The sequence below is a fragment of the Oceanibaculum indicum P24 genome (genome assembly GCF_000299935.1).
In the GTDB taxonomy this organism is placed as follows: Bacteria; Pseudomonadota; Alphaproteobacteria; order Oceanibaculales; family Oceanibaculaceae; genus Oceanibaculum; species Oceanibaculum indicum.
The window spans coordinates 41,553-62,417 of the sequence record NZ_AMRL01000012.1 but is presented as its reverse complement, the minus strand read 5'-3'; the positions used below and the strand labels follow the sequence as shown (position 1 = coordinate 62,417).

Sequence of the window (20,865 nt, the reverse complement as noted above, 5' to 3'; positions counted from 1 at the left end):
GGATCTGAGTGCCTATCCTGTTCGAGAGCTAAAGCTCCCGATGCGTGACAGCAGCGGCGACGTGCTGGCCGCGGCGCTGCAATACCCAGAACAGGGGATGTCGCAGCGTCCTCTTGTGGTGCTGATCCATGGGCTGACGGGCTGTCAGGACAGTCTGTACATGCTGCGCAGTGCCTCGGTCTTCCTGGCGGCGGGCTATCCGGTGCTTCGGCTCAGCCTGCGCGGTGCCGGCCCGTCCCGGCCGCTCTGCCGGTTCCAGTATCATGCCGGGCGCAGTGCCGACCTTGGGGATGCCTTGCTGGAACTGCCGCCGGAGCTTGCCGTGAACGGGCTGCTCCTCGTCGGCTATTCGCTGGGCGGGAATATGCTGCTGAAATTCCTGGCCGAACAGGGCCGGGACTTTCCGGTGCTGGCGGCGGGGTCGGTATCGGCGCCCATCGAACTTGCCGTATCCTCGCGCCGGTTCCTCGACCGCCGCAACTGGCTCTATCACCGCTGGCTGCTGGCGCGGATGAAGGAGGAGACGCTGGCCGGGCCGCCTGACGCCCTCTCAACGGCTGAATGGCAGGCCGTGCAGTCCGTGGCGACCGTGCTGGAATTTGATGACCGGCATGTCGCGCCGAGAAACGGTTTCGCCGGTGCCGCCGATTATTATGCCAAATGCAGCGCATTACATTTCCTGCCGGCCATTGAGGTGCCGACGCTGCTGATCCATGCCGAAGACGATCCCTGGATACCAGCTTTGTCTTACCGCAAGGCCATGCAGGCCGGAAATGACCGGCTGACCTGCCTGCTTGCGCCCAGCGGAGGTCATGTAGGCTTTCACGACGCCTCGCCGGTCGCCTGGCACGACCGGTGTCTCCTGCAGTTTTTCGAAGAAAGCCTCAGCGGTTGAGCAGTTTCGCCGCCTCGACCGCGAAATAGGTCAGCACGCCATCGGCACCGGCACGTTTGAAGGCCATCAGGCTTTCCAGAACGATGCGGTCATTGTCGAGCCAGCCATTCTGGATGGCGCCCTTCAGCATCGCGTATTCGCCGCTGACCTGATAGGCGAAGGTCGGCACGGCAAAGCTGCTCTTCACGCGCTGCACGATGTCGAGATAGGGCATGCCCGGCTTCACCATGACCATGTCCGCGCCCTCGGCAATGTCGAGCACAACTTCGCGGAGCGCTTCATCGGTATTCGCGGGGTCCATCTGGTAGGTAGACTTGCTGGCCTTGCCCAGGGTCTTGGCGGAGCCGACGGCATCGCGGAACGGACCATAGAAGGCGGAGGCGTATTTCGCCGCATAGGCCATGATCTGGATGTCCTGGCGGCCGGCAGCATCAAGGGCGCGGCGGATCGCACCGATCCGCCCATCCATCATGTCCGACGGCGCGATGATGTCGCAGCCGGCCTCGGCCTGGACCAGCGCCTGGCCGCACAGGATTTCCACCGTCTCGTCGTTCAGGATGCGGTCATCCTGCAATACGCCGTCATGGCCGTGATCGGTGAAGGGGTCCAGCGCCACATCGCACAGCACGCCGATATCGGGAACCGCATCCTTGATCGCCTTGATCGCCTGGCAGACCAGATTGTCCGGATTGGTGGCCTCTGTGCCGGAGATATTCTTCAGCGCCGGATCGATCTGCGGGAACAGTGCTATGGCCGGAATGCCCAGCGCCTGGGCCTCGCGCACGGCCTCGGCCAGCCGGTCCACGCTATGGCGCATAACACCTGGCATGGAGACAACCGGCTCGCTGGCGCCGCGACCGCCCATCACAAAGACCGGCCATATCAGGTCATCGACCGTCAGCGTGTTTTCGCGCACCATCCGGCGCGACCAGTCGCTCTGCCGGTTGCGGCGCATCCGTACCTGCGGGAACGCCGGCGCCACGGCGGAACCGGCAGAGGACGGTGCGCCCGTGTCGGCTGGCGTGCTGGCTGGAATGGACTGGCTGCCCCGCGCGAATGGTCCGTTCATTGAGCTGCTTCCCGGCTATCCATTATTCTCAGCGCATTCCAGCGCTTCTGCCGAACTATAGCGGCTGGCGACGGAACGGCGCAAGAAAGCCCTGGCGGCGGTAGGCGCGGGACTTGTTATGGAGAGAGCGGGAACTCGATTGTCTCGCAGGTGGGCGGCGTATCAAGCTTCTGGCCGGTTGCGCCGGTCCTCACGCCCGTTCCAGCCCCCATGTGAGACACGGTGGCGCCGACAATGATGGTGGGGGCTTCGCTCTGATCCAGCAAGGGCAGCAGCAGGCGCTCGCCACGCAGATAGGGGTGGGTCTTCGCATGGATGGCGCCGCGCACGTACAGAATGGCCGGTGTTTCAATGGCACGGCGGTATTTGGCGATCACATGGTCCTGCTGCACTTCCGGGAAAGTTTCGTCCAGATAGGTGCCGACCAGGTTCCGATGGTGGAACATGTTCATTTCCTCACCGGCGAGTCGGAAACGAAAGCGGCCGCTCTCGGCGATGTAATCGCACATCCACACAAAAGGCAGGACAGTCCATATGGCAACCGGATCGATATCCCGGCGGTTCGGGATGAGCGCACCCTTCCGTACCTGCAGCCAATGGTCGTAGAGCGTCTGCAATCTGGGGTCGATGTCGTTGGATAAAATACCCATCTATCGCGCCAAACGTGCCGTTTTTCTTTGTTTGTTATCTAAAAGTAGTGCTTTTGTAGATGTTAGTTACACTAAAAATGATTGTCCAGCCATTATTTTGCTAATCTGCGATTAACATAGACGATCACTGATGTGCGTGGCAATCAAAGTAGATAGTTTTGGTCGTCTTGAATAAAATAGTAAAATCTACTCTTCATAAGTTTTGAGGTGCCATTCGGTAACGAACGGGAATATTCTAGGCCTGATTGCGCTGGCGCCGGATACGAGAACCATCGGGTGTCCAACGTTCGGGCCAGAGCTCATGGAGTGGAACGTCGATGAACCGGCTTATGGCGATTTCGGCCTTTGCGTACTTGGTCAGTAAGGCTTTCCGGCAGGCCGATTCGCTGAGCCCGTGGGAGAGGGCAAGTGCCGTTAAGGTCATTCCCTTCTTTCTTACGGCAGCCGTGATGTCTGCCGGGTGCCAACCTGTTCGTGGCATGTTCAGCAACCCTTTTTAGTATTATTGCGAGATTCTATCCATATAGAGCAAGGGAGGTAAACATACGTGCAATGCAATTCTGACGTCAATTCCGAATGGAGAAGTCGACGGCAAAAGTTGCGTGAAATTTTTTGACTTTAGTGCAAATGGTAACAAGCTAAAGAAGTGGCTATGAGCTTCGATCCAATGGATGACGCAGAAAGCCCATCGTTACGACCATTGTCAAACGATGGTCGAAGCAGGACCGAAGGGTTCTCCGAACGGGTCATGATGCTGGCACAGAATGTTGGCGGCATCATGGAATTGGCAAAGCGGGCGGACCTGTCGCATCAGGTCGTCCGGAAATATGTGCGTGGGGTGTCCGACCCCTCGCGCCAGCGGCTTATTGCGCTGGCACGGGCCGGAAACGTGCGCCTGGAGTGGCTTGCTACCGGCGAGGGGGAGATGCTCGCCGGCGCGAACGACCCTCTTGCTGTTGATGGTAGGGCACGGACGAAAGCGGGACATGAAGGCCTTGTGCCGGTGCCGCTGATCGGGGTGAGCCCTGCCGGCCTCGATTGCGCCTTGCAGCCAACCGGCGAGCAGGTGGGGGATGCAAAGCCAAGCGGAAATGCGCCGGAGGGTGAGCCGGCGCTGATCTACCTCGACATGAAGCATATGCCCGAACTGCCGGGCCTGCAGGCATCGCAGCTGGCGATCCATGTGATGCGCGGCGACAGCATGGAACCGACAATCCCCGCCAACACGCCGGTCCTGATCGACCGCAGCGAGGATGGTGCCCGTCCGGCCGACGACGTCTTCGTCTTTTGCCTGGAAGGCCGCGTCCTGATGAAACGGCTGCAATGGCTGCCCGGGCGCCGATTGCGCGTGCGCAGCGATAATCCGACCTATGAGGGTTACGACATCGACCTCAGCGTCGATCAGCCCTTCCTGCTGATCGGACGGGCGCTCTACGCCTTGCGGCTGATCTGAGCGGCATGGCGCCGGATTGACAGCCAGTCACGCGCCCGTATGATCCGGCGAAAAGCGCCCGAAGAGCGCCCAAAAGCATCTGGGGGGCGTCCGCCCATGAATTTTCTGCTCGATGACGATCAGCGCCTCATCCAGGAGACGGCGCGGCAATTCGCCCTGGAGCGGATGGCCCCATCGGCGGCGGAATGGGACGAACAGCAGATATTTCCTGTCAATTGCCTGCGCGAGGCGGCGAGTCTCGGTTTCGCCGGCATCTATTGCGGCGAGGACCATGGCGGCAGCGGCCTTGGCCGGCTTGATGCCGCGCTGATCTTCGAGGAACTGGCCACGGGCTGCGTTTCCACGGCGGCCTATATCTCGATCCACAATATGGCGTCCTGGATGATCGACCGCTTCGGCAACGATGCGCAGCGGGCGCGCTTCCTGCCAAAACTCCTGACGATGGAGCATTTCGCCAGCTATTGCCTGACGGAGCCGGGGGCGGGATCGGATGCCGCCTCGCTGAAGACCCGCGCGGTCCTCGATGGCGATCATTATGTGCTGAATGGTTCCAAGGCCTTCATTTCGGGCGGCGGCGACAGCGACATCTATGTCGTGATGGTCCGCACCGGCGAGGCCGGGCCGAAGGGCATTTCCTGCCTCGTGGTCGAGAAGGGGACGCCCGGCCTGTCCTTCGGCCAGAAGGAACGCAAGATGGGCTGGAATAGCCAGCCGACCCGCGCCGTGATCTTCGAGGAATGCCGTGTGCCGGCCGCCAACCGGCTGGGCGCGGAAGGCGAGGGGTTCAATATCGCCATGAAGGGGCTGGATGGCGGACGAATCAATATCGGTGCCTGCTCGCTGGGCGGTGCCCGTGCGGCGCTGCAGGCAGCGCGCGAGCACATGCAGGTGCGCACCCAGTTCGGCCGCAAGCTGGGCGAGTTCCAGGTGCTGCAGTTCAAGCTGGCTGACATGGCGACGGAACTGGATGCCGCGCGTCTGATGGTGCATCGCGCGGCCTCCTCGCTGGATCGCGGCGATCCGGAAGCCACGCTGCACGCGGCCATGGCCAAAAGGTTTGCCACCGATGCCGGGTTCGCCGTCTGCAACGAGGCGCTGCAGATTCATGGTGGCTATGGATATATTCGGGATTATCCGGTCGAGCGCATCCTGCGGGACCTGCGGGTTCACCAAATCCTCGAAGGTACCAACGAAATCATGCGGGTCATCATTTCCCGCCAGATACTGAACAGCAATCAATAGACATGAACAGTCGGGACAGAAGATGACGCAGCCGTCGGACATTCAGCAGCAGGATATTTCCTTCACGGTCGAGGGGGGCGTCGGCATTGTCTCGCTGAACCGGCCCAGGGCTCTGAACGCGCTGACCCTGGAGATGATCCGCGCCTTCGATCCGCAGCTCGCCGCCTGGGAGACGGACCCGGCGGTGAAGGCGGTGCTGATCCGGGGCGAGGGGGGCAAGGCCTTCTGCGCCGGCGGTGATGTACGCGCGGTGTGGAAGTCGATCGTCGAGGATAATGGCGGCAAGCCCAGCGCGCTGTCGCGGGACTTCTTCATCAGTGAATACCGGCTGAACCGCCGCATCCATCATTTCAGCAAGCCCTATATCGCCCTGCTGGACGGCATCACCATGGGCGGCGGCGTCGGCCTGTCGCGCCATGGCGCCTTCCGCATCGTTACCGAGACCAGCATGATCGCCATGCCGGAGACCGCCATCGGCCTGTTTCCCGATGTCGGCGGCAGCTGGTTCCTGAACGAATGCCCCGGCTGGACCGGCTATTATCTGGCGCTGACCGGCGCACGGCTGGACGCAGCCGACGCGATCTATACCGAAATGGCGACGCATTTCGTGCCGCAGGCGAAACTGCCTGAGATGCAGGCGGCGCTCTGTGCGGCTGACTGGTCCGCCGGAACGGCTAAGGCTGTCGTGCGCAAGATTGTGCAGTCTTTCGCCGATGCTGCCGGCCAGCCGAAACTGGCGGCGAACCGTGCCATTATCGACATCTGCTTCCAGAAAGACAGCGTGCCGGCGATTCTGGCAGCGCTGGAAGCGCAGGGCGGTGCCTTCGCGCATGAGGCGCTGGAAACCTTGGCCCATCGTTCCCCCACCTCGATGTGCGTGAGCCTGGAACAGCTGCGCCGGGGGCGCGGCCTTAGCATCGAGGCGGCGCTGGCAATGGAATACCGCATGACCCAGGCCTGCATGCGCGGCCATGATTTCTTCGAGGGTATCCGCGCCGTCCTGGTGGACAAGGATCATGCGCCGAAATGGCAACCGGCACGGCTGCAGGACGTTACGCAGGAGCTGGTCGAAGGACATTTCGCGGCGCCGGAGGGCGGCGATCTGCGGTTTGACTGAACGCTGGCAATAACGCCATCGGCCAAACAGGCCACGAAGAACGGCGGACGGGAGGATGCGATGAAAAAGATCGGGTTTGTCGGGCTGGGCAATATGGGCGGGCCGATGGCCGCCAATCTGGTGAAGGCCGGCTTCGAGGTGACCGGATATGACCTTGCCGCCGATAATCTGGATCGGGCGGCAAAGGCCGGTATCCGTCCGGCGGCAAGCCTTGCTGAGGCCGTGCAGGCAGCGGAGGCGGTCGTCACCATGCTGCCGGCCGGTGCCCATGTCCGCGCGGTCTATCAGAATGAGGGCGGCATCCTTGGTGCCGTGCCGCGCGGCGCCCTGCTGATCGACAGCTCGACCATTGATGTGGCCAGCGCCCGCGTGGTTGCGTCGGCTGCACAGGAAGCCGGGATGGACATGCTGGACGCGCCGGTCTCCGGTGGGACCGGTGGAGCCGAGGCCGGCACGCTGACATTCATGGTTGGCGGCAGCGACACGGCCTTCGAGCGGGCCGGGCCGATCCTCCAAGCGATGGGGAAAACTGTCGTACATGCCGGCGGTGCCGGTAATGGCCAGGCAGCCAAGATATGCAATAATATGATACTCGGCATTTCGATGATCGGCGTGTCCGAGGCTTTTGCGCTTGCGGAAAAGCTCGGACTCGACCATCAAAGGCTGTTCGACATATCGTCTAAATCCTCCGGACAGTGCTGGTCGCTGACCAGCTATTGCCCGGTTCCGGGTCCGGTTCCAACCTCGCCGGCGAATCGCGGCTACCAGCCGGGCTTCACGGCAGCGATGATGTTGAAGGATCTGAAGCTGGCACAGGAGGCTGCCGCGGAGTCGGGAGCCTCGACGCCTCTAGGCGCGGAGGCGGCCCAGCTTTACAATCTGTTTTGCGCCCAGGGAAAGGATCGGCAGGATTTTTCCGCGATCATCAATATGCTTCGCGGCGCATAGTGAAAGCGAATTGTGTTGACGACATGGCGTATGTTAAGCGAAGGAAAAGAAAGCAAAGTCGATAGACTGCGTGCTTAAGAGAAGCGCCATGCAACTGGGGGCGAGCATACTGTGAAAGATTCGTATCTGGAGGCGATTAAGCTAATCGAACGGCTGCATCGCCAATTCCTTGAAGTCGTAAAGACCGAGCTGGACCGCAACGGCATCGAGGATATTAATAACGTTCAGGCGCTGATTCTCTTCAATATCGGCAGTGACGAGCTGACCGTCGGCGAGTTGACCAACCGTGGCTATTACCTCGGTTCGAACGTCTCCTACAACGTTCGGAAGATGGTCGAGAACGGCTATCTGATCCAGGAGCGGTCGCCGCATGACCGGCGCTCGATCCGGGTCCGCCTGTCGGACAAGGGGCTGGCGCTGTGCAAGAACATCGCCGCCATGTTCGAACGTCACGCTAAAGATCTGGAGAAGGGGATCAGCAGCACCAAGGCACTGGAATCGGCCAGCGAGGCCTACCGGGTGCTGGAGCGCTACTGGGCGGACATGCTGGATTTCCGCGGCCGCTCCTCGCTGCTCGGTACCGGCTGACCTAAAGGAACAACGCCGCCAGTAACGGCAAAAGTACAGCCGGTGCCAGTGCGTTCAGACCCATGCCGAGGCTCGCGAACGCCCCCGCGACCTCGTTTACCTGAAGTGCCCGTGCCGTGCCGATGCCATGCGCGGCGATTCCGGTTGCCAGCCCTCGTGCCCGCCAGTCCCGGATTCCCAGCAGGTTCAGCGTCCAGGTCGTCAGCATTGCTCCGGCAATGCCGGTCAGCAGCACCAGCACGGCGGTCAGCGAGGGCAGGCCGCCCAGCTTTTCCGAGATGCCCATGGCAATCGGCATGGTGACGGATTTAGGCGCAATGGACAGCAGCGTCTCCCGCGTGGCGCCCATTGCCCAGGCCACGCCCACGGTCGTTGCCGCCGCGGTCGCCGATCCGACGATGACGGTCGCGATAATGGCGAGCGCCGACCGTTTTACCGCCTGGAAATGAATGTAGAGCGGGATCGCCAGCGCCACGGTCGCCGGCCCCAGCAGGAAGTGCACGAACTGCGCACCGTCAAAATAGGTCTGGTAGGGCGTCCCAGTGACCCAGAGCAGTGCCACCAGCAGGATCACGGCGATCAGCACCGGGTTGGCCAGCGGAAATAGCTTCAGCCGCGTATAGACGAAATAACCGGCCTGATAGGCGATCAGCGTCAGCGTGAGGCCAAGCAGCGGGGTCGTCGAGAGATAGACCCAGATTTCGCGGAGATCGGCATTCATTGCCCGCCCTCCGGCTTGTTGCGGCGGCCGCTCAGCCGTTCGAACCCCAGCATCACCAGCGCGCTGACCGCGATGGTGGCCACTGTGGATACCAGCAGGGACACGCTGATCGCGGCCCACTGATCGGCAATCAGCGACAGATACAGCACCACGCCGACGCCCGCCGGCACGAACAGCAATGACAGGTGCTGCAGCAATCCGCTTGCCGTCGTGCGCAGGTTGTCCGGCAGGTCGCCGCGCAGGGTCAGCGCCAGGAACAGCAGCGCCATGCCGATCACGGGGCCGGGCAGGGGAAGACCCGCCAGCCGGGCGATGGTTTCGCCGATCAGCTGGAACAGCAGCAGGGCGGTGATGGCGTTCAGCATGGAGCCTCCTGTTTCGATGGGGCCAAGGCGGTTGCGGTGAACCGCCGGCAGCCGTTACCGTTCCGCATTGCGCGTACGGAGGCAAGCGGAGGAACGAGTCCATGGCGCTGCTTTACGGGTCCAGCTACCAGATTCCCGGAACATCGCCGGGTGCGCTGATCGCGCCGGCAGACCAGCCGGCGGGCGAGGCGGTGCTGACCCTCACGCGCTTCGATTCCAGCAAGGTTGAGGAAGCCGTCCATGTGACGCCGGAGGATTGCCGGGCCTGGCTGGCGCAGGCCGCCGAGGCGGCGGCCCGCGTGCCGGAAGCGGAAGCGCCGGCAAGCAAGCACGCAAACCGGGCGATCTTCTGGCTGCACATATCCGGCACACCGGATGCCGATCTGGCGCGCCGGCTGCAGGACAGCCTTGGCCTGCACCCGCTGGCGCTGGAGGATGTGCTGAATGGCGGCCAGCGCCCCAAGGTGGAACTCTATGACGAGCATCTGTTCGTCGTGATGACCCACGTTGATTATTCCGGCGTCGACCTGCGGCTGTACCAGACCAGCCTGTTCCTGAAGGGCAATCTGGTTATCAGCATCGATGCCGGGGATGACGGGCTGTTCCTGCCAGTGCGCGAGCGGCTGACAAGGGGCGGGCGGCTGCGCCAGCTCGGGCCGGATTACCTGCTCTATGCGCTGATCGACCTGATCGTCGATCACAAATTCCCGCTGCTGGAGCGCATGGGTTCGGAGATCGAGGATCTGGAGACCGACCTGCTGGAGGACCCGCCTGCCGACGCCAACCGGCGCCTGCTGCGGATGAAGCGCCATCTCCTGTTGCTGCGCCGCCAGCAATGGCCGGAGCGGGAGGTGCTGAACCTGCTGCTGCGCGGCGACAAGGAAATGGGTATCGGCAAGAAGACATTGCCCTATCTGCGCGACAGCTACGACCACACCGTGCAGCTGATGGATTTGCTGGAAACCTATCGCGAGGTGGTGACCGAACTGCAGAACGCGCTGATGCTGGCGACCAGCAACCGGCTGAACGACATCATCCGCGTGCTGGCGGTGATTTCCGTCATCTTCATGCCGCTGACCTTCATCGTCGGCGTCTATGGCATGAATTTCGATCCGGCGGCCGGCTGGCTGAACATGCCGGAGCTGGGCTGGGCCTATGGCTATCCCGCCGTGATGATCGTCATGCTTGGCTTGACGGTCGGCATGCTGTGGTTCTTCAGAAAACGCGGCTGGCTGTGATCCAACGGGAGAGCTTCTGCGTACTTCTAACAGTAATCCTATTTTTCTACCCCCTCCTGTTCGATTTTCCGGAGTTCCAGAATGTTCCTCTCCAGCGGCGCGTCCGACGCGCGCGCAAAATGTGCTGCGCTCGACAAGTCCCAGGCCGTCATCGAGTTTGCGCCCGACGGTACCATCATCACGGCGAACCAGAATTTCCTGAAGGCCATGGGCTATGGCCTGAAGGAAATCCAGGGCAAGCATCATTCGATGTTTCTGGAGCGCGCGGATCGCGACAGCGCAAACTATAAGGGATTCTGGCCGGCGCTGGCGCGCGGTGAGTTTTCTACCGGGCAATTCAGGCGCCTAACCAAGGGCGGCAAGGAAATCTGGCTGGAGGCCAGCTACAACCCTCTGACGGACGGGCGCGGGAAAGTTTACAAGGTGGTGAAGTACGCCACGGACATCACTGCCCAGAAGATGGCGCAGGCGGAAATGACGGGAAAGCTGGAAGCGCTGAACCGCTCCCAGGCGGTCATCGAGTTCGAGCTGGATGGCACGATCATCACCGCCAACGAGAATTTCCTGAAGGTGATGGGCTACCGGCTCGAAGAGGTTGCCGGCAAGCACCATTCCATGTTCGCTGAATCGGGTGTGCGCGAAAGCGCCGATTACCGTGCCTTCTGGGCCAAGCTTGGGCGCGGTGAATATGTCGCCGGGCAGTTCAAGCGTCTCGGCAAGGGCGGTAAGGATATCTGGCTGGAAGCCAGCTACAACCCGATCCTTGATGCCTATGGGCGCCCCTTCAAGGTGGTCAAGTTTGCGACGGACCTGACCCCCCGGAAGCAGGAGAACGCGCAGCTTGCCGCTGACTTCGAGAGCGGGGTGCTGAGCCTGGTTTCCGAGCTGGCGAATTCCGCCGGCGGCATGGAAGGGTCCGCGCAGACCATGGCCGCTGCCGCCGAACAATCCAACCAGCAGTCCGCGATGGTGGCCGCTGCCGCGGACGAGCTTGCGAGTTCCGTGCAGGAGATTTCCCGGCAGATATCCGACTCATCGACGGTTATCGGCAATGCGGTTGAAGAGGCCCGGCGCTCCGAGGCTATGGTCAACGCCCTGGTCAATGCGGCGCAGAAGATCGGCGACGTGACGCAGATCATCAGCGACATCGCGGCCCAGACCAACCTGCTGGCGCTGAACGCGACCATCGAGGCGGCGCGGGCAGGGGAAGCCGGCAAGGGCTTTGCCGTTGTCGCCTCCGAGGTGAAGAGCCTCGCCACCCAGACCGCCAGGGCAACCGACGAAATCGCCCAGCAGATTCAGGAAATCCAGGATTCCAGCGGCGCCACGGCATCAGCCATTCGTCAGATCGGCGAGATCATTGGTCAGGTGAGTGGCATTTCCAGCTCGATCTCCGGCGCGGTCGAGGAGCAGTCTGCCGCCACCCGCGAGATTGCCAGCAACATCAACGGCGTGACCCTTGCGGCGGAGGATACAGGGCGCTCCTCCAATGATCTCCTGATCACCGCGCGGGACCTGAACGGCCAGGCCGATGCGCTGCGCGACCGCGTTGATGCCTTCCTGGTGAATGTCCGGGCAATGTGATCAATCGCCTGACTACGGGCGCGGCTGTCAGCCTATCGGGCGAGCCGCGCCTCGTTCACCGTTCTGGCCAGCCGCCGCGTTTTGCCTTCAGCAGGAGGAGGCCCTGTTCCGTCGCTACCAGCAGATTCTCGCCTGTGTCACTTTTTATCCGCCGGACCAGTCCCTGATCGGCGGCATCTTCCCAAACGGTCAGGCGCGGGCAGGATGTGCGCCAGGCCTCGATGGCCTCGCCATAGGGGCGCGGTGCCAGCGCAACCCATTCCACCAGATCGAGCACCAGCGCTTCAGGCGAGTCTGTTGTGGGCATGCGGAGTCTCATTGGGCTGTACAGTCGGATATTAGGCGGCTCTGGTGGAGAGGTAAAGCGATGGCCTCCTGGCAATGGAGGCTCCAATAGACATCCCCCCGCGCTTTCCCTAAAGTCTGCCGCCGTCGTGCCATAAACGGCGGTTAGCTAGCCGCCATTCGCCTGTCAGAGGGATTCCATGCGTCTTTCCGCCTACTTTCTGCCGATCCTGAAGGAAACGCCCGCCGAGGCGCAGATTGCCTCGCACCGGCTGATGCTGCGCGCCGGCATGGTGCGCCAGGCCAGTGCCGGCATCTATTCCTGGCTGCCGATGGGCTTCAAGGTACTGCAGAAGATCGAGCAGGTGGTGCGCGAGGAGCAGGATGCCGCCGGCGCGCAGGAAATGCTGATGCCGACCATCCAGTCGGCCGATCTGTGGCGCCAGAGCGGACGCTATGACGGCTATGGCAAGGAGATGCTGCGCATCAAGGACCGGCACGACCGCGAGATGCTGTATGGCCCGACCAACGAGGAGCAGATCACCGAAATCTTCCGGTCCTCCGTGCGGTCCTACAAGGACCTGCCACGCATGCTCTACCACATCCAGTGGAAGTTCCGCGACGAGGTGCGGCCGCGTTTCGGCGTGATGCGCGGGCGCGAATTCCTGATGAAGGACGCCTATTCCTTCGATGTGGATTATGAGGGTGCCAAGCGCGCCTACAACAAGATGTTCGTGGCTTACTTGCGCACCTTCGACAGGCTGGGGCTGAAGGCGATCCCGATGGCTGCCGATACCGGCCCGATCGGCGGCGATATGAGCCATGAATTCATCATCCTGGCGGAGACCGGGGAGAGCCAGGTGTTTTGCCACAAGGGCTGGATGGACCTCGGCATTTCCGGCATCGAGGTGGATTTCGAGGGCGACCTGCAGCCGGTGGTGGACAAGTTCACCAGCCTGTACGCCGCGACCGACGAGAAGCATGTGCCGGCGGACTGCCCGGTGCCGGCTTCCGAGCTGATCGAGACGCGCGGCATCGAGGTCGGCCATATCTTCTATTTCGCCAGCAAATATTCCGAGCCGCTGAAGGCCGAGGTGCAGATGCCCGACGGCTCCACCGGGCCGGTACATATGGGCAGCTACGGCATCGGCGTGTCGCGTCTGGTCGGCGGCATCATCGAGGCCAGCCATGACGAGGCCGGCATCATCTGGCCGGAATCGGTGGCGCCCTTCAAGGTCGGGCTGGTCAATCTGAAGGCCGGCGATGCCGATTGCACGCGTGCCTGTGACGATCTCTACGCCAAGCTGAACGCCGCCGGCGTTGAGGTGCTGTATGACGACCGCGACGAGCGACCGGGGCCGAAGCTCGCCACCATGGATCTGATCGGTCTGCCCTGGCAGCTGGTGGTCGGCCCGCGCGGCCTGCAGAACGGCATGGTCGAGATCAAGAACCGCCGCACTGGCGAAAAGCAGGAACTCTCCATCGATTCCGCCCTGTCGAAGCTGATCGGTTGAGGCTGTCCGCATGATCTTCTCCGCCTTCGAGCGCATGGTCGCCTTCCGCTATCTACGCGCGCGCCGGCAGGAGGGGTTCATCTCGGTAATTGCCGGCTTCTCCCTGCTGGGCATCGCGCTCGGCGTGGCGACTTTGATCATCGTCATGTCGGTGATGAATGGCTTCCGGGCGGAGCTGCTGGGCCGCATCCTCGGCGTAAACGGCCATCTGACGATCTTCGCGCAGCAGGGGCCGCTGCCCGGCTATGCCGGCATGGTCGATCAGGTTCAGCTGGTCGAGGGTGTGACGATGGCCTTCCCGCAGGTCGAGGGGCAGGTGATGGCAACCGCCAATGGCGTGGCCTCCGGCGCGCTGGTGAAGGGCATGCGGCGCGAGGATGTACAGCGCCGCGCACTTCTGTCGAACGCCATCATGGCGGGCTCGCTGGATGCGTTCGAGGGCAATGACGCGGTGATGATCGGCACGCGCATGGCGCAGCGCATGAACCTGACCGTCGGCAACCAGATCACGCTGATCAGCCCGCAATCGAACCCGACCGCCTTCGGCTCGATCCCGCGGTTGAAATCCTATACCGTGGCCGCGCTGTTCGAGGTCGGCATGTACGAGTACGACAACAGCTTCATCTATATGCCGATGGAGGCCGCGCAGACCTTCTTCAGGCTGGGCGATGCGGTGACCGGCATCGATATCCTGCTGGACGATCCGGATGCCGTGCGCAGCCTGCGCGAGGCGATCACGACCGCCATCGGGCCGGGCAAGCGGCTCTATGACTGGCAGCAGGCCAATTCCAGCTTCTTCACCGCGATCCAGGTGGAACGCAATGTCATGTTCCTGATCCTGACGCTGATCATCCTGGTGGCGGCCTTCAACATCATTTCCAGCTTGATCATGCTGGTGAAGGACAAGGGCCGCGACATCGCGGTGCTGCGCACCATGGGCGCCTCCCGGGGCATGATCATGCGTATCTTCTTCATGACCGGTGCCTCCATCGGCGTGGTCGGCACGCTGGCCGGCTTCGTGCTGGGGCTGCTGTTCTGCCTGAACATCGAGACCATCCGGAAGGGCGTCGAGTTCCTGACGGGGACCGAGCTGTTCTCGGCGGAAATCTATTTCCTCTCGCGCCTGCCGGCCAAGGTGGATACCAGCGAGGTGATTACCGTCGTGCTGATGGCACTGATCCTGTCTTTCCTCGCGACGATCTATCCGGCCTGGCGCGCGGCGCGGCAGGACCCGGTGGAGGCGCTGCGCTATGAGTGAGACGCCAGCCTTTGAACTGCGCAGGGTCGTCCGCCGCTTCGAGCAGGCGGGCCGTCCGCTGGAGGTGCTGCGCGGCGTCGATCTGATCGTGCAGCCGGGAGAACTGGTAGCGCTGGTCGGCCCTTCCGGTGCAGGCAAATCGACGCTGCTGCAGATCGCCGGATTGCTGGAACGGCCAACCGCCGGCGACGTGCTGATCGGCGGCCATTCCTGCGGGACCATGGGCGACGATGCGCGCACCGGGATGCGCCGCCACTCCATCGGATTCGTCTATCAGTTCCATCATTTGCTGCCGGAATTCTCTGCGCTGGAAAATGTCGTGCTGCCGCAGCTGATCGCCGGCCTCAACCGCAAGGAAGCGGAGGAGCGGGCGCATGAGCTGCTGGCCATGGTCGGGCTGGCCGAGCGCGAGGATCACCGTCCGGCGCGGCTATCCGGCGGCGAACAGCAGCGCGTCGCCATCGTGCGCGCCATGGCCAATGTGCCGAAGCTGCTGCTGGCCGACGAGCCGACCGGCAATCTCGACCCGCACACCGCCGAGGATGTGTTCGGCCATCTGACGCGCATCTGCCGCGCGGTCCGGCTGGGCGCGCTGATCGCCACCCATAATCTGGAGCTGGCGGCGCGCATGGACCGGGTGCTGGAGATGCGCGACGGGCTGGTTGTGGAATACAGCCGCTAGATACACTTATTGCGTGCATTTAATAAGAGTGCTTGCTACCCTGTGATGGCAATCGGGGAGCAAGATTATGCTGCGCATGCGTCCACTCTCGCACAGGCCAGTCGCCGGGCACCGACCTGGCATGGGGCAGCAGCGCGGCCGCGTGCTGCAACGGCAGATCGTGGCACCCGGTGGTCTCGGCGGTCTGCATGGCCAATCTCAGGAACTGACGAGTATCGTCAATCAGGTGAACCGCTATAACCGGGTGATCGGTGCGTTGACCGGTGCGCAGCGCTTGCAGCTGATGAGCACCCTGCGCGGCCATCTCTATAACTGGCTGGTCGCCAACCCGCTGCATCCTGACCGCGATACCATCCTTGACCTGCTGAACCAGGTGAGGGCCGAGCATGAACGCCAGACCATGACTCTTCAGGGCGGCGGCGCCATCTATGTGCGCAACGATCCGCAGAACGATGCCCAGCTGCTCTGGACCCAGCTGGTGAATGGCGTCGGCAGCGTCATCATCGAGAATCGCGATTACGGGCGGTTAATTCTCAATGGGGCCAATGTTCAGGTGGTCGGGTTTCGTGACCGGGTCCTAAGTGCCTTCGCGACGCTGCTGGAGAGACCAGAAGGGCAGAAGCTCGTCCGTAAACTTCTGAACAGTCCGCAAACTGTTCGGATCGTTCCTCTGACCAATCGGACGGAGCAGGCAATGGACATGCTACAGCGGCAGGTCACGGAACGTATTCGGCAAAGGCAGCAGTTTGTGATTGGCGGCGGCGGGGCGGCAGATGCGGGACATGCTGGTGATTCACCAGGGATGACATTCGTCGATCCTGTTCCTTTCATCGGTGCGCAAGGTTTCAATATTGATGGCTATATCGGCACAAGGAACGACGCTTTCGCAAACATGGATGTTACCGGACGACCTGTGGCTCCACTGGGTGGTGGAATACCACAAGGAACCGGAGCGATAGTCGCCATCAATCCAAACCTAGACGATGCGAATATCTTTGCGTTGAACGCGCAAGATGGTCGGCCGCTGCTGTCGCCGGTATTCTTGGTGCTTGCCCATGAGCTGCTGCATGCAAAGCGGATGATGCGTGGAAGGTCGCGTACAGGTTTGCCGCCGCATATTGCCTTCAGAAATGCCGAGGAATTTCGTGCCATCTCAGGCGGCAACACGAGCGAGAATTCCCTTCGTGCTGTTTATGGGATCGGCGCCCGATTTGGCCACATGGCTATGCCGAGGGCCGATCTGCCACCAGCGATCCCCGGTCAGCTCGTTCTCTATCAGCCACCGCCGATGGTAGGAGGCGGCCAGCTCGTGCCCTATCAGCCGCCACCACAAGTTCCTCACCAGATGGCCCTTGTGCCATACCAACCGCCCGGCAACGGCCAGATCGTCCCTTACATAGCACCGCCGCCGGCGCCGCAGCAGCTGGCACTTGTCCCTTACCAGCCGCAGCAAATGGCGCTGGTACCCTACAGGCCGCCGGTAGCACGCCAGCCTCTGGCGATCATGCCGCCGCCGCAGCAACTCATGTTGGAATGGCACTAAAACAGCAATATCTTGTGTGTAACATCTGGGGATAACCCAGATGTTGCCAAACTGTTCCCGCTGACCATCGGGCGTCCGCATGGAATCATGGCGCCATGTCCAGCCATGCCGATTTTGTCCATCTGCGCGTCCATTCCGCCTATTCGCTGTCGGAAGGTGCGCTGAAGATCAAGGAACTGGTGGGGCTCTGCCAGGAGCACCGGATGCCGGCGGTGGCCGTCACCGACACCGCAAACATGTTCGGTGCACTGGAATTCGCCGGCGCCGCGACCGGGGCAGGCGTGCAGCCCATTATAGGCTGCCAGATCAACCTGCGCCGTGAGCAGAAGACTGACCCGCGCCTGCCGAACGGCAACGGCAATGGGCATGCCAGCCCGCCGCCTGATCAGCTGGTGCTGCTGGTGCAGGACGAGACCGGCTACCGCAACCTGATGAAGCTGGTCAGCAAATCCTTCCTGGAGACGCCGACCGGCGAGCTGCCGCAGATCGCCTTTGCCGATCTGGAAGCGCACAATACGGGGCTTCTGTGTTTCACCGGCGGCCCGGCAGGGCCGGTCGGCCGGCTGCTGCTGGAAAGCCAGCGCGACGCTGCGACGGCGATGATGAAGCGTCTGTCAGAGCTGTTCCCCGGCCGGCTCTATGTCGAGCTGATGCGCCACGGGTTGAATGCCGAGCGCCGCATCGAGGGCAGCCTGCTGGACCTCGCCTATGCGATGGATTTGCCGCTGGTCGCCACCAATGACTGTTTCTTCGCAAATGCGGCGATGTATGAGGCGCATGACGCGCTGCTGTGTATCGCCGAAGGCACCTATGTCGTCGAGGAAAAGCGCCGCCGGCTGACGCCCGAGCACCGCTTCAAGTCAGCTGCCGAGATGCGCGCCCTGTTCGCCGACCTGCCGGAGGCGGTGGACAACACGGTGCAGATCGCCCGGCGCTGCGCCTATTTCCCGGAAAAGGTCGCACCGATCCTGCCGCCCTACGATACCGGCGAGGGACGCGACGAGGCCGCGGAGCTGCGGGTGCAGTCAGCGGAGGGGCTTGAGCGCCGGCTGGAGTTGCATGTCTATACGCCGGACATGGACGAAGCAGCGCGGGAGGAAGCGGCAAAGCCCTATCGCGAGCGGCTGGAGTTCGAGCTGAACGTCATCGTTCAGATGGGCTTCCCCGGCTATTTCCTGATCGTTGCGGACTTCATCCAATGGGCGAAGGACAAGGGCATCCCTGTGGGGCCGGGCCGTGGCTCTGGTGCCGGCTCGGTCGTGGCCTGGGCGCTGACCATCACCGACCTCGACCCACTGCGCTGGAACCTGCTGTTCGAGCGGTTCCTGAACCCCGAACGCGTCTCCATGCCGGACTTCGATATCGATTTCTGTCAGGAGCGGCGTGACGAGGTCATCCGCTACGTTCAGGACAAGTACGGCTACGACAAGGTCGCGCAGATCATCACCTTCGGTAAGCTGCAGGCCCGCGCCGTGCTGCGCGATGTCGGGCGTGTGTTGCAGCTGCCCTATGGCCAGGTGGACCGCATCACCAAGCTGGTGCCGAACAACCCGGCCAATCCGGTGACGCTGGCCGAGGCCATCGCCGGCGAGCCGGAGCTGCAGCGCCAGCGCGACGAAGACCCGACGGTCGGCCAGATGATCTCCATGGGGCTGAAGCTGGAAGGGCTGTACCGCCACGCCTCCACCCACGCCGCCGGCGTGGTCATCGGCGACCGCCCGCTGGACGAGCTGGTGCCGCTGTACCGCGATCCGCGCTCCGACATGCCGGTCACGCAGTTCAACATGAAATATGTCGAATCGGCCGGGCTGGTGAAGTTCGACTTCCTGGGGCTGAAGACGCTCTCCGTCCTGGCGATGGCGGAACGGCTGATCCGGCAGCGCGGTATCGATATCGACCTGACGACGATCCCGCTGGAGGATGAGAAGACCTTCAAAATGCTGAGCCGCGGCGATGCGACCGGCGTGTTCCAGCTTGAAAGTTCGGGCATGCGGGATGTACTGCGCAAGCTGCAGCCCGACCGGTTCGAGGACATCATCGCGGTCGTGGCGCTGTACCGCCCCGGCCCGATGGACAACATCCCCAGCTACATCAACCGCAAGCACGGCACTGAGGCGCCGGACTATCTCTATCCCAGCCTGGAGCCGATCCTGACCGAGACCTACGGGATCATGATCTACCAGGAACAGGTGATGCAGATCGCCCAGGTGCTGTCCGGCTACAGCCTCGGCGCCGCCGACCTGCTGCGCCGCGCGATGGGCAAGAAGATCAAGGAGGAGATGGACGCCCAGCGCAAGCTGTTCGTCGATGGCGCGGTCGAGCGCGGCGTGCCTGCCAACAAGGCCTCCGACATCTTCGACCAGGTGGCGAAGTTTGCCGGCTATGGCTTCAACAAGAGCCACGCGGCGGCCTATGCGCTGGTGGCTTATCAGACGGCCTATCTGAAGGCGAATTACCCGGTCGAGTTCCTGGCCGCCTCGATGACCTTCGACATGGGCAATACCGACAAGCTGAATGTGTTCCGCCAGGAGCTTCAGCGCCTCGACATCGCCCTGCTGCCGCCGGACATCAACCGCTCGGAGGTGGTGTTCTCGGTCGAGCGCGCGAAGCCAGAGGATAAGGGCGCGATCCGCTACGCCCTGGCGGCGGTGAAGAATGTCGGCGCGCAGGCCATGGGGCTGCTGATCGAAGAACGCCGCAAGGCCGGCCCGTTCAAGAGCCTGGGGGACTTCGCGCAGCGCGCCGATCCGCGCAGCCTGAACAAGCGGCAGCTGGAAAATCTCGTGGCCTCCGGTGCCTTCGACGGGCTGGAACGCAACCGCGCGAAACTCTATGAGGGGCTGGAGGTGCTGCTGCGCCATGCCAGTGCCGCGGCGCAGGACCGCGTCAGCGATCAGGTCAGCCTGTTTGCCGGCGCCGCGACCGAGACGCCGACCATTCCGCTGCGCGAGCTGCCAGACTGGCCGATCCTGGAAAAGCTGCAGTACGAGTTCGATGCGCTGGGCTTCTATCTGTCGGCGCATCCGCTGGATGCCTATGGCACCTCGTTGCAGCGCATCGAGGTCATCGAGTCCGCGAACCTGCTGCCGCTGCTGTCGGCCAGCGGCGGCTCCAAGCGGGTGAAGCTGGCCGGCAATCTGGTCAGCAAGCAGGAGCGCATGTCGAAATCCGGCAACCGCTTTGCCTTCGTGACGCTGACCGACCGCAGCGGCGTGTTCGAGGTGACTTTGTTCTCGGAAATACTGGCCACCAGCCGGGAGCTGATCGAGAGCGGCCAGCCGCTGCTGGTCACGGCCGATGCCAGGGCGGAAGGGGAGAGCTACCGGCTGCTCGCCAACGCCGTCGAGCCGCTGGACCGCGCCGTGGCAAACGCAGTAACCGGGCTGAAGGTGTTCCTGCGGGATGAGGCGCCGCTGCCGCATCTGAAGACCCTGTTCCAGACCCAGGGACAGGGCAGGGGGCGGGTGCGTTTCGTGCTCGATATCGAGGAGCAGGAGGTGGAGCTGGTGCTGCCCGGCAGCTACCAGATCAATGCCGGCATGCGCGCCGCCATAAAATCCATTCCCGGTATCGTCGATGTGCGCGATATTTAGGCACGGTCATCCTCCTTTCACTTGCAAAACAAGCCTTACGGGTCTATAGCACCGGCCAATCTCGCACGCGGGTTCGCGGCCGAGGCCGATAGGTCACGGTCGCTCCGGTGTCAGGAGATG

Annotated in this window: 19 protein-coding genes; 13 read left to right on the top strand and 6 right to left on the bottom strand. The window is 62.7% G+C overall.

The window, feature by feature from the left end; translation table 11 throughout:
- The first annotated feature begins 40 nt into the window (after positions 1-40).
- A complete protein-coding gene (locus tag P24_RS10715) occupies positions 41-895 on the top strand; it encodes a YheT family hydrolase (protein WP_008944738.1) in 855 nt (284 codons plus the stop codon).
- On the opposite strand, the gene hemB is transcribed toward P24_RS10715, so the two are convergent.
- The 3 genes from hemB to P24_RS20710 form a co-directional block, all read right to left on the bottom strand.
- Positions 885-1,850 carry a porphobilinogen synthase gene (gene hemB, locus P24_RS10710; RefSeq protein WP_008944737.1) on the bottom strand — a complete coding sequence of 322 codons (966 nt, stop codon included), beginning with the start codon at positions 1,848-1,850 and terminating at the stop codon, positions 885-887. The genes P24_RS10715 and hemB overlap by 11 nt on opposite strands.
- Positions 1,851-2,080: 230 nt before the next feature.
- Positions 2,081-2,614, bottom strand: a complete 534-nt coding sequence (locus P24_RS10705) for a PAS domain-containing protein (RefSeq protein WP_040707337.1) — start codon at positions 2,612-2,614, stop codon at positions 2,081-2,083.
- Between the two features lie 235 nt (positions 2,615-2,849).
- The gene (locus P24_RS20710) at positions 2,850-3,095 is read right to left on the bottom strand and encodes a helix-turn-helix domain-containing protein (protein WP_083859697.1); all 246 of its coding nucleotides are present in this window, start codon (positions 3,093-3,095) and stop codon (positions 2,850-2,852) included.
- A gap of 171 nt (positions 3,096-3,266) precedes the next feature.
- On the opposite strand from P24_RS20710, the gene P24_RS10695 reads away from it, so the two are divergent.
- The 5 genes from P24_RS10695 to P24_RS10675 all read left to right on the top strand — a co-directional run bounded on the left by P24_RS10695 (position 3,267) and on the right by P24_RS10675 (position 7,962).
- Positions 3,267-4,067, top strand: a complete 801-nt coding sequence (locus P24_RS10695; RefSeq protein ID WP_083859694.1) for a S24 family peptidase — start codon at positions 3,267-3,269, stop codon at positions 4,065-4,067.
- A gap of 96 nt (positions 4,068-4,163) precedes the next feature.
- Entirely contained in the window at positions 4,164-5,309 is a 1,146-nt protein-coding gene (locus tag P24_RS10690; protein WP_008944733.1) for an isobutyryl-CoA dehydrogenase, read from the top strand.
- Between the two features lie 22 nt (positions 5,310-5,331).
- Positions 5,332-6,426, top strand: a complete 1,095-nt coding sequence (locus P24_RS10685; RefSeq protein ID WP_008944732.1) for an enoyl-CoA hydratase/isomerase family protein — start codon at positions 5,332-5,334, stop codon at positions 6,424-6,426.
- Between the two features lie 60 nt (positions 6,427-6,486).
- Positions 6,487-7,374 carry a 3-hydroxyisobutyrate dehydrogenase gene (gene mmsB, locus P24_RS10680; RefSeq protein WP_008944731.1) on the top strand — a complete coding sequence of 296 codons (888 nt, stop codon included), beginning with the start codon at positions 6,487-6,489 and terminating at the stop codon, positions 7,372-7,374.
- 111 nt (positions 7,375-7,485) lie between these two features.
- Positions 7,486-7,962, top strand: coding sequence for a MarR family winged helix-turn-helix transcriptional regulator (locus P24_RS10675; RefSeq protein ID WP_008944730.1), 477 nt, complete (start codon positions 7,486-7,488; stop codon positions 7,960-7,962).
- 1 nt (position 7,963) lies between these two features.
- On the opposite strand, the gene P24_RS10670 is transcribed toward P24_RS10675, so the two are convergent.
- A complete protein-coding gene (locus P24_RS10670) occupies positions 7,964-8,683 on the bottom strand; it encodes an LrgB family protein (RefSeq protein ID WP_008944729.1) in 720 nt (239 codons plus the stop codon).
- On the bottom strand, positions 8,680-9,048 hold the full coding sequence (locus tag P24_RS10665) for a CidA/LrgA family protein (protein ID WP_008944728.1): 369 nt from the start codon (positions 9,046-9,048) through the stop codon (positions 8,680-8,682). Before P24_RS10665 ends, P24_RS10670 begins: the two co-directional genes overlap by 4 nt.
- Positions 9,049-9,149: 101 nt before the next feature.
- Here P24_RS10665 and corA point away from each other — a divergent pair, with 101 nt between their 5' ends.
- Both corA and P24_RS10655 read left to right on the top strand, forming a co-directional pair.
- Complete coding sequence (gene corA, locus P24_RS10660) at positions 9,150-10,286, top strand: magnesium/cobalt transporter CorA (RefSeq protein WP_008944727.1); 1,137 nt, start codon at positions 9,150-9,152, stop codon at positions 10,284-10,286.
- Between the two features lie 81 nt (positions 10,287-10,367).
- On the top strand, positions 10,368-11,870 hold the full coding sequence (locus tag P24_RS10655; RefSeq protein WP_008944726.1) for a methyl-accepting chemotaxis protein: 1,503 nt from the start codon (positions 10,368-10,370) through the stop codon (positions 11,868-11,870).
- 55 nt (positions 11,871-11,925) lie between these two features.
- On the opposite strand, the gene P24_RS10650 is transcribed toward P24_RS10655, so the two are convergent.
- On the bottom strand, positions 11,926-12,177 hold the full coding sequence (locus P24_RS10650) for a hypothetical protein (RefSeq protein WP_008944725.1): 252 nt from the start codon (positions 12,175-12,177) through the stop codon (positions 11,926-11,928).
- 178 nt (positions 12,178-12,355) lie between these two features.
- Here P24_RS10650 and proS point away from each other — a divergent pair, with 178 nt between their 5' ends.
- From proS to dnaE, 5 genes are all read left to right on the top strand, one after another.
- Positions 12,356-13,669, top strand: a complete 1,314-nt coding sequence (proS, locus tag P24_RS10645) for a proline--tRNA ligase (RefSeq protein ID WP_008944724.1) — start codon at positions 12,356-12,358, stop codon at positions 13,667-13,669.
- A 10-nt stretch (positions 13,670-13,679) separates the two neighbouring features.
- On the top strand, positions 13,680-14,927 hold the full coding sequence (locus tag P24_RS10640; protein WP_008944723.1) for a lipoprotein-releasing ABC transporter permease subunit: 1,248 nt from the start codon (positions 13,680-13,682) through the stop codon (positions 14,925-14,927).
- Positions 14,920-15,609 (top strand): ABC transporter ATP-binding protein, encoded by a 690-nt coding sequence (locus P24_RS10635; RefSeq protein ID WP_008944722.1) that lies wholly within the window; start codon positions 14,920-14,922, stop codon positions 15,607-15,609. The genes P24_RS10640 and P24_RS10635 overlap by 8 nt, the downstream gene beginning before the upstream one ends.
- Positions 15,610-15,730: 121 nt before the next feature.
- Positions 15,731-17,152 (top strand): M91 family zinc metallopeptidase, encoded by a 1,422-nt coding sequence (locus P24_RS10630; RefSeq protein ID WP_008944721.1) that lies wholly within the window; start codon positions 15,731-15,733, stop codon positions 17,150-17,152.
- Between the two features lie 95 nt (positions 17,153-17,247).
- On the top strand, positions 17,248-20,745 hold the full coding sequence (gene dnaE, locus P24_RS10625) for a DNA polymerase III subunit alpha (RefSeq protein ID WP_008944720.1): 3,498 nt from the start codon (positions 17,248-17,250) through the stop codon (positions 20,743-20,745).
- The last annotated feature ends 120 nt before the right edge of the window (positions 20,746-20,865 follow it).